The sequence below is a fragment of the Streptomyces sp. APSN-46.1 genome (assembly GCF_022815725.1).
GTDB lineage: Bacteria > Actinomycetota > Actinomycetes > Streptomycetales > Streptomycetaceae > Streptomyces.
Map to the genome: position 1 here is coordinate 1 of NZ_JALGRF010000023.1, position 706 is coordinate 706.

The following is a 706-nucleotide window of genomic DNA, read 5'->3' on the forward strand; positions in this document are numbered from 1 at the left end:
TGTCGGGTGGCGGGTTGGCGCGTGGTTATGTCAATCGGCGGGGTTTGACCGCTGAGCGGTTTGTGGCTGATCCGTTTGGTCCGGCGGGTTCGCGGATGTACCGGACGGGTGACCTGGTGCGGTGGCGGGCGGATGGTCAGCTGGATTATGTGGGGCGTATTGACCACCAGGTGAAGATCCGTGGTTTCCGTATCGAGCTCGGTGAGATCGATACGGTGCTGGGTGGTCATCCGGGTGTGCGGGGCGCGGTGGTCGTGGCCCGGGAGGTGAAGCCCGGTGAGGAGATGCTGGTCGCGTATGTGACGCCTGAGGACGGGGTTGACCTGGTCGCGGGTGAGCTGCGTGCTTTTGTGGGTGAGAGCTTGCCGGAGTACATGGTTCCGGCGGCCGTGGTCGTCCTGGAGGCGTTCCCGCTGACGTCGAACGGGAAGCTGGACCGGGCCGCTCTGCCGGTTCCGGTGCTGGAGGGTGGTGGCGGCCGGGCGCCGCAGGGCCCCTTCGAGGAGATTCTGTGTGAGCTGTTCGCCGAGGTGCTGGGTGTGTCTTCGGTGGGGGTCGGGGACAACTTCTTCGATCTGGGTGGTCATTCGCTGCTGGGTACGCAGCTGATTAGTCGTATCCGGTCGGTGCTGAATGTCGAGGTGTCGATCCGGTCGCTGTTCGAGGCGCCGACTGTGGAGGGCCTGGCGCGGCGTCTGGACGTGGG

1 protein-coding gene is annotated in these 706 nt (G+C 65.6%); it reads left to right on the forward strand.

What is annotated here, in order from left to right:
* Window positions 1-62 precede the first annotated feature (62 nt).
* Window positions 63-706: phosphopantetheine-binding protein (locus MTF65_RS30060; RefSeq protein ID WP_407077172.1), on the forward strand; the 644-nt coding region annotated here is incomplete at its 3' end.